Source organism: Pseudomonas sp. GM50, assembly GCF_000282375.1.
Lineage (GTDB): Bacteria > Pseudomonadota > Gammaproteobacteria > Pseudomonadales > Pseudomonadaceae > Aquipseudomonas.
This window is the reverse complement of the sequence record NZ_AKJK01000051.1, coordinates 94104-101582: the sequence shown is the minus strand read 5'-3', so window position 1 is coordinate 101582 and position 7479 is coordinate 94104. Positions and strand designations below refer to the sequence as shown.

Annotated in this window: 6 protein-coding genes; all 6 read right to left on the bottom strand. The window is 58.5% G+C overall.

What is annotated here, in order from left to right; translation table 11 throughout:
- Nucleotides 1–149: 149 nt before the first annotated feature.
- Nucleotides 150–770: a TetR/AcrR family transcriptional regulator gene (locus PMI30_RS16905; RefSeq protein WP_008009235.1), complete on the bottom strand. Its 621-nt coding sequence runs from the start codon at nucleotides 768–770 to the stop codon at nucleotides 150–152.
- 59 nt (nucleotides 771–829) lie between these two features.
- Entirely contained in the window at nucleotides 830–2512 is a 1683-nt protein-coding gene (phaC, locus tag PMI30_RS16910; protein ID WP_007899256.1) for a class II poly(R)-hydroxyalkanoic acid synthase, read from the bottom strand.
- Between the two features lie 129 nt (nucleotides 2513–2641).
- Nucleotides 2642–3496, bottom strand: a complete 855-nt coding sequence (gene phaZ, locus PMI30_RS16915) for a poly(3-hydroxyalkanoate) depolymerase (protein WP_007899255.1) — start codon at nucleotides 3494–3496, stop codon at nucleotides 2642–2644.
- A 133-nt stretch (nucleotides 3497–3629) separates the two neighbouring features.
- The gene (phaC, locus tag PMI30_RS16920) at nucleotides 3630–5309 is read right to left on the bottom strand and encodes a class II poly(R)-hydroxyalkanoic acid synthase (protein ID WP_008009232.1); all 1680 of its coding nucleotides are present in this window, start codon (nucleotides 5307–5309) and stop codon (nucleotides 3630–3632) included.
- 257 nt (nucleotides 5310–5566) lie between these two features.
- Nucleotides 5567–5944 carry a gamma-butyrobetaine hydroxylase-like domain-containing protein gene (locus tag PMI30_RS16925; protein ID WP_008009230.1) on the bottom strand — a complete coding sequence of 126 codons (378 nt, stop codon included), beginning with the start codon at nucleotides 5942–5944 and terminating at the stop codon, nucleotides 5567–5569.
- A 180-nt stretch (nucleotides 5945–6124) separates the two neighbouring features.
- Nucleotides 6125–7465 (bottom strand): ATP-dependent protease ATPase subunit HslU, encoded by a 1341-nt coding sequence (gene hslU / locus PMI30_RS16930; protein ID WP_008009228.1) that lies wholly within the window; start codon nucleotides 7463–7465, stop codon nucleotides 6125–6127.
- Nucleotides 7466–7479: the final 14 nt, after the last annotated feature.

Sequence of the window (7479 nt, the reverse complement as noted above, 5' to 3'; positions counted from 1 at the left end):
GAAGGCCGTCCCCTATGCCGATTGTGCATGGATTCTGGAAAGCACCACAAATCCAATGTGGGAGCGGGCTTGCTCGCGAAAGCGGTGGGTCAATCGACATCAATGTTGAATGATGAATAGCTTTCGCGAGCAAGCCCGCTCCCACAGCATTAGTCGTGCTCTTCGAGGTACTGCAATGCCAACCGCTCGGTCGCAACCTTGATCGGCGGCAGCAAGTGCGGCGCCACCAGCATCATGATCTGATACACCACCAGTCGCACTTCACCTTCACGGTCGAGAATCCGCTGATAGTCCAGCGAGAACAGCAACGTCATGGTGATTTGTTCCACCAGCTGCCCCAGCGCCTGTGTGTCACTGACCAACTGACCTTGAGCTTTCAACTGTGCCAGCAATGAAGCCAGTGTGCGCTTCAACGCATTGAGCAGGTTGCGTATCCCCTTGGCCAGTTTCGGCAGGCGGCCGGCAAGGTTCGACAGGTCCTGGAACAGAAACCGGTAGTGGGCCAGGCGTTCGATGATCAGGTGCAGGAACAGCCAGTAATCTTCGGGCGCCAATTCCACATCGGACGGCGGATCGAGCAAGGGCGTCAATTCGGCCTGGAAACGCTCGAACAACCCGAGAATCAGCGGTTCCTTGCCGTGGAAATGGTAGTAGAGGTTGCCCGGGCTGATGCCCATTTCGTTGGCCACTTCCATGGTGGACACATTCGGTTCGCCCTTCTGATTGAACAACTGCAGGGCACATTCGAGAATCCGGTCGCGGGTTTTCATCCAGTCTTCTTAATGGTCGAGTCATGCCACGGCCATGGGCGGCCGTGGTTCGTTGAACGTCAGCGCACGCGCACGTAAGTACCGGGTGCCGCCTCCATCGGTGGATAGTTCTGGTTGCCGAGGGCCATCTGGGTTTCACGTTGTGCGCCGGAGCGTTCCTGAATCCAGCCCAGCCATTGCGTCCACCAGCTACCGTCGACGCGCTTGGCATCGTAATACCAGGCTCGCGGGTCGCTGCTCAGTTTCGGATTCTCGACGTAGTTGGCTTTCGGATTGTGAGGCGGGTTGAGAATGCTCTGCACATGACCGCTGTTGGACAGCACGAAGCGCCGCTCGCCACCCAGCAGCAATGTCGAGCGATACACCGCATCCCATGGGGTGATGTGATCATTCATGCCCGCCACGCTGAAACTGTCGACGGTGACTTTCTGCAGGTCGATCGGCGTGCCGCACACTTCCAGCCCGCCAGGATGACTCAGCGGGTTGTGCTTGAAGAAGTCCAGCAGATCACCATGAAATGCTGCCGGCAGCCGCGTGTTGTCATTGTTCCAGTAGAGGATGTCGAACGCCGGCGGCTCCTTGCCGAGCAGGTAGTTATTGACGAAGTAATTCCAGATCAAATCGTTGGGGCGCATCCAGGCAAACACCCTGGCCATGTCACGACCTTCAAGAACGCCCTTCTGATACGAGCGGCGCTTGGCCGCTTCCAGCGTCTGTTCGTCGGCGAAGAGGGTGGCCGGGCTGTCTATCTGGCTGTCGAGCATGCTGACCAGGTAGGTCGCACTGGACACCCGTCGTAGCTGCCGCTTGGCCTGCAAATGCCCTTGCAGCGCGGCGATGGTCAGCCCGCCGGCACAGGCCCCCATCAGGTTGACCTCGCGAGCGCCGGTGATCGCCCGGCACACGTTCATCGCTTCTTCGACGGCTTCGACGTAAGACGACAACCCCCATTCGCGATGACGCACATCGGGATTGCGCCAGCTGATAATGAAGGTCTGCAAACCGTTTTTAAGGGCGAACTGGACGAAGCTGTTGCTCGGGCTCAAGTCGAAAATGTAGAACTTGTTGATCTGCGGCGGCACGATCAACAACGGTTTTGAATACTGTTTTTCGCTCATCGGCTTGTACTGGATCAGCTCCAGCAGCTCATTGCGAAACACCACGGAGCCGGTGGTGGTAGCGACCGTTTTGCCCACCTCGAATGCTTGTTTGGTGACTTGTCTTGGCAGGCCGTGGTTGTGCATAAGGTCGTCGAGCAGATGGCCGATACCCCGCACCAGACTGTTGCCGCCGGAGTTGAAAAACTCCTTGATCGCCAGCGGATTGAGCAGCGTGTTGGACGGCGCCACAGCGTCGTTGATCAAGGCAAAGGCAAAGTGGGCGCGGGCACGATCGTCCGGGCTCATGTTGCTTTCGTCGATCCAGTTTTTGACTTCTTTCTGCCAGCTCAGATAGGCCTGCAGGCTGCGGCGATAAAAAGGATTGAGGCTCCACGTCGGGTCGGCAAAGCGACTGTCCTGCGGGTTGGTCGGGTGCAGGGTTTCACCCAACAATACGCGGCCCAGCTGGCCGCCCAGCTTCAAGGCATGCCGGGCCGTATACACCGGGTTGCGCAGGCCGTGGGTGGCCAGGCTGCGCAAGGTCGAAAGCAGGTCCCGGCCGCGCAGACCGGTAACCGCACTTTGTGCATTGATGAATGCAGCGGGAGTGGGCAACGAGCCCTTCGCTGGTTTGTCGCGCATGAGTCAACACTCCTTCGTCATCAGGCCAAAAACAAACACACCCGAACAAAACACCATAGACGTTGTTGCGGGTTGTTGCGCGGCACGGCCTCCTGCCGACTCCTTTTCATAAACAAAAGTCGGGATCGGTTAACCGCCCGATGGCGCCGGATGCGGATGCATGACTGCGCGCTGACGTTCCTCCTCAAGAAACTTCATGATGATCGGTGCCACCGCTTCGGCCCGGGTAATCAAAAACAGATGGCCGTCGTCGATGATGTGCAATTGGGCATTGGGAATTCGCCAAGCCAGCATGCGCATGTTGATCAGCGGGATCAGTGGATCGTCGTCGCCAGCCAGCACCAGGGTTGGTTGGTGGATTTTGTGCAGCCAGTGAATGCTGGTCCAGCCGAGGCCGGCGAACAGCTGCCAGTAATAACCGAGTTTGCCTGCCGAACGAACCCTGGCGGCGTGACTGGCAGCCAGGGTCGGATCACGACGGAACGAGCCGCCATAAATCATCGGTGCGATGCGGATCACATGCGATGGCTGGATGTAGCGCCGTGGGCTGGCCATCATCCACAGCACTTTCGGCTTGCCCGGAACCATCACGGCGCCGGCCGCTGTGGCCGCCAGCACCAGCTTCTTGCAGCGCTCGGGATAGTCATGGGCGAATTGCTGCGCCAGAGCGCCACCCCACGAAACGCCAATCACGTTGACTTGCCCGTAATCGAGATAGTCGAGCATTCGCGCCGTGAGTTTCGCCAGGCCCGCAAAGCGATACGGGCGATTGGGAGTCGATGAACCGCCGACGCCGGGTACGTCGAAGGCGATGACTTCCAGGTCCGGATCCAGAGCCTGGACGAACGGGAATATCAGCTCCAGGTTGGCGCCGATGCCGTTGAAAATCAGCAAGGGCGTCAAGTGAGGCTTGCCGGGGCGTACCGCAGTGCGGAGGGTCTGGCCATCCAGGTTGACGGTACGAAAGACGAACGGTTGCGGCATGCACAGAGCCCTGTAGGTTTAAACGCTGATCGGGCCGTCCCGGGCCGTCGCAGAATGTTCGAGGTTGGCCTCGAGAGTAATCGATAGAGATCGCGGCACCTCCCAGTGCCGCGGACTGCGAGTTATTTGAAGCTCAACGTTCATGCACGTAAGTACCTGGCGAAGCTTCGCCCGCTGGATAGGCCTTGTTGCCAAGGTTGGCGGGGGATTTCTTCAGTTTGCCCGAACGCTCGGCCTGCCACGCCTGCCAATGCAACCACCAGGAATCGGTGTGCTTGGTGGAGTTTTCCATCCACTCTTCGGCTTTGACCGGCATGTCGGTGCTGGTCATGTAGCGTGCTTTCGGATTGCCCGGAGGGTTCAGAATGCTCTGGATATGCCCGCTGCTGGACAACACGAACTCGACCTTGCCGCCGAACAGCTGCGCGGATTTGTAGCAGGACTTCCACGGTGTGATGTGATCGTTGGTACCGGCCAGGGAAAAGATGTCGGCGGTTACCTGCTTGAGGTCGATCGCCGTGCCGCACACTTCCAGGGCATCGGGACGGATCAATGGGTTGTTTTTGAACATCTCGATCAGGTCGCCATGGAACGCCGCCGGCAACCGGGTGGTGTCGTTGTTCCAGAACAGAATGTCGAAAACCGGCGGCTCATTACCCAGCAAGTAGTTGTTGACCCAGTAGTTCCAGATCAGGTCGTTGGGGCGCATCCAGGCGAAGACTTTCGCCATGTCGCGACCTTCCAGCACACCGGCCTGGTAGGAATGGCGCTTGGCGGCTTCGAGGGTCTGCTCGTCGACGAACAGGGCCACATCGCTGTCCAGGGTGGTGTCCAGTACGCTGACCAACAGGGTGAGGGCGTTGACCTTCTTCTCGCCGATCGCTGCGTAGTGACCCAGCAGGGCGGTGCAGGTAATGCCGCCGGAGCAGGCGCCGAGCATGTTCACGTCTTTGCTGCCGGTAATCGCAGTGACCACGTCGACCGCTTCCTTGAGCGCTTCGATATAGGTCGACAGACCCCACTCGCGCTGCTCCTTGGTCGGGTTGCGCCAGCTGACGATGAACGTCTGCACGTTGTTGCGCAGGCAGAAGCGCGCCAGGCTCTTGTCCGGGCTCAGGTCGAAAACGTAGAACTTGTTGATCTGTGGCGGCACCACCAGCAGCGGGCGTTCATGCACCTGCTCGGTGATCGGTCGGTACTGGATCAGCTCCAGCACGTCGTTGCGAAACACCACTGCGCCTTCGGTTACGCCCAGGCTCTTGCCGACTTCGAATGCACCCATGTTGACCTGGCTCGGCATGCCACCGTTGTGCACCAGATCCTTGGCCAGATGGGAGAGGCCGTCGAGCAGGCTCTTGCCACCGGTTTCGAAGAAGCGTTTGACCGCCGCCGGGTTGGCCGCCGTGTTGGTCGGGGCCATGGCTTCGGTCATGAGGTTGATCACGAAATGCCCGCGAGCGACGTCCTTTGGCGACAGGTTGCTGTCATCGATCCAGGCGTGAAGCTCTTTGCGCCATGCCAGATAAGTTTGCAAATAACGTTTGTAGAGCGGGTTCTGACTCCACGCCGGGTCAAGGAAGCGACGGTCATCACTTTGCGGTTGAAGCTCGGATTTTCCGAGCAGCACGTTCTTGAGTTCGATGCCGAAATGGGCGACATGCCTGGCACTGTGGATGGGTTGTCTGATGGCCTGGCTAAGCACCATGCGGGCAGAGCCCAAGAGATCCTTTCTACGTAGTCCAACAACAGGATTCAGCCCCAAGGTATTTTCCGAAGCCTGAAATTTCAAGTCATCGTTAAGCTTGTTACTCATCTACGACGCTCCATTGTCCTGAGACGAGTACCTGAGTCCAGCTGTGTAATCACACAGCACGCCAAGTACTACTGCTCGGGTGACTGTAAATTGCGCATCGCTGCTTTTTTAGTTCAGAGAGCACTGCACGGAACTTGCCAGCTCCATTGGTTACCCGAGTTTAATTTTTTTCGCAAGCGGGCCAATCGTTGCCACCGCAGCGAAGCATTCAAACAGATGGAATTAGAAAATGCCCTCTAAATAGCCAGAGGCCTGAGCTAGAGCATCAGCTTGACGACCGACTCATTCGGATCACGGGTCTTTCCAGCCGCTTTGAGTTCCGCAAGATAATCGTTCCAGAGATCTTCCTGGCGCACTGCCAGCTGGTACAGATATTCCCAAGTGAACAAGCCGCTGTCGTGGCCGTCGTCGAAGGTCAATTTCAGTGCGTACTGACCGGCCGGTTCGACCTTGCTCAGGCCGACGCCGATCTTGCCAAATTGCAGGATAGGTTTGCCGTGGCCCTGGACTTCGGCGGAAGGAGAATGCACGCGAAGGAACTCGGCGGGCAGGTGATATTCCTCGCCGGACGCGTATTTGAGTGACAGGGTTTTCGAGGCTTTGTGGAGTTTGATGTCGGTGGGGAGTTGGGTCATGGCTGGCAGTCCGTCTGTGTGGGAGACCTGGTGGAACCTGATCTGCAAAACACCACAGTTCAAATGTGGGAGCGGGCTTGCTCGCGAAAGCGGTGTAACAGTCAACACAGATGTTGAATGTTACGGCCTCTTCGCGAGCAAGCCCGCTCCCACAGGGTCCGCTACCACTGTAAGTATGGCTTACAGGATATAACGGGACAGGTCTTCGTTCTGCGCCAATTCGCCCAAGTGGCTGTTGACGTAATCGGCATCGATCAGGATCGGCTTGTCCTCGTGGGTGCTGGCCAGATCACCGGCGCTGAACGACACCTCTTCGAGCAGGCGCTCGAGCAGGGTGTGCAGGCGACGGGCACCGATGTTTTCGGTTTTCTCGTTGACCTGCCAGGCGATCTCGGCGAGACGCTTGATGCCGTCCGGCAGGAATTCGATGAGCAGCCCTTCGGTTTTCAGCAGTGCACAGTACTGCTCGGTGAGCGATGCATGTGGCTCGCTGAGGATGCGCTCGAAATCTTCCGGGCTCAGGGCCTTGAGCTCGACCCGAATCGGCAGGCGACCTTGCAGCTCAGGCACCAGATCGCTCGGCTTGCTCAGGTGGAACGCACCGGAAGCGATGAACAGGATGTGGTCAGTCTTGACCATGCCCAGTTTGGTGTTGACGGTGCAGCCTTCGATCAGCGGCAGCAAGTCACGCTGTACGCCTTCACGGGACACGTCGATGCCACCGGAATTGCCGCGCTTGGCGACCTTGTCGATTTCGTCGATGAACACGATGCCGTGCTGCTCAACGGCCTCCAGGGCCTTGGCCTTCAATTCTTCTTCGTTGACCAGGCGACCGGCTTCTTCGTCGCGAACCAGTTTCAGCGCTTCCTTGACCTTGAGCTTGCGGTTTTTGCGCTTGCCCTTGCCCATGTTGGCGAACAGGCTCTGCAGCTGGTTGGTCATTTCTTCCATGCCCGGTGGCGCGGAGATATCGACGCCGGCCACTTCGGCCACTTCGATTTCGATCTCCTTGTCATCCAGCTGACCTTCACGCAGGCGCTTGCGGAACAGCTGACGGGTGTTGGAATCGGCCGACGGTGCGGAGTCCTCGTTGCTGAAGCCCATGCGTGCCGGTGGCAGCAAGGCGTCGAGGATGCGTTCTTCGGCAGCGTCTTCGGCGCGGTGGCGAACCTTGGTCATTTCCTGTTCGCGCAGCAGTTTGATCGCGGCGTCGGCCAGATCACGAATGATCGATTCGACGTCACGGCCAACGTAGCCCACTTCGGTGAACTTGGTCGCTTCGACTTTGATGAACGGCGCGTTGGCGAGCTTGGCCAGGCGACGGGCGATCTCGGTTTTACCGACACCGGTCGGGCCGATCATCAGGATGTTCTTGGGGGTAACTTCGACGCGCAGCTCTTCGGGCAGCTGCATGCGGCGCCAGCGGTTACGCAAGGCGATGGCGACGGCGCGTTTGGCATCGTCCTGGCCGATGATATGGCGATTGAGTTCGTGGACGATTTCACGGGGGGTCATGGGCATAATAATTGGCGGTC

Excerpts from the sequence above, each read along its gene's own strand:
- phaC (WP_008009232.1), bottom strand. The coding sequence starts at position 5,309 with ATGAGTAACAAGCTTAACGATGACTTGAAATTTCAGGCTTCGGAAAAT.
- PMI30_RS16925 (WP_008009230.1), bottom strand. The coding sequence starts at position 5,944 with ATGACCCAACTCCCCACCGACATCAAACTCCACAAAGCCTCGAAAACC.
- hslU (WP_008009228.1), bottom strand. The coding sequence starts at position 7,465 with ATGCCCATGACCCCCCGTGAAATCGTCCACGAACTCAATCGCCATATC.
- PMI30_RS16905 (WP_008009235.1), bottom strand. The coding sequence starts at position 770 with ATGAAAACCCGCGACCGGATTCTCGAATGTGCCCTGCAGTTGTTCAAT.
- phaZ (WP_007899255.1), bottom strand. The coding sequence starts at position 3,496 with ATGCCGCAACCGTTCGTCTTTCGTACCGTCAACCTGGATGGCCAGACC.
- phaC (WP_007899256.1), bottom strand. The coding sequence starts at position 2,512 with ATGCGCGACAAACCAGCGAAGGGCTCGTTGCCCACTCCCGCTGCATTC.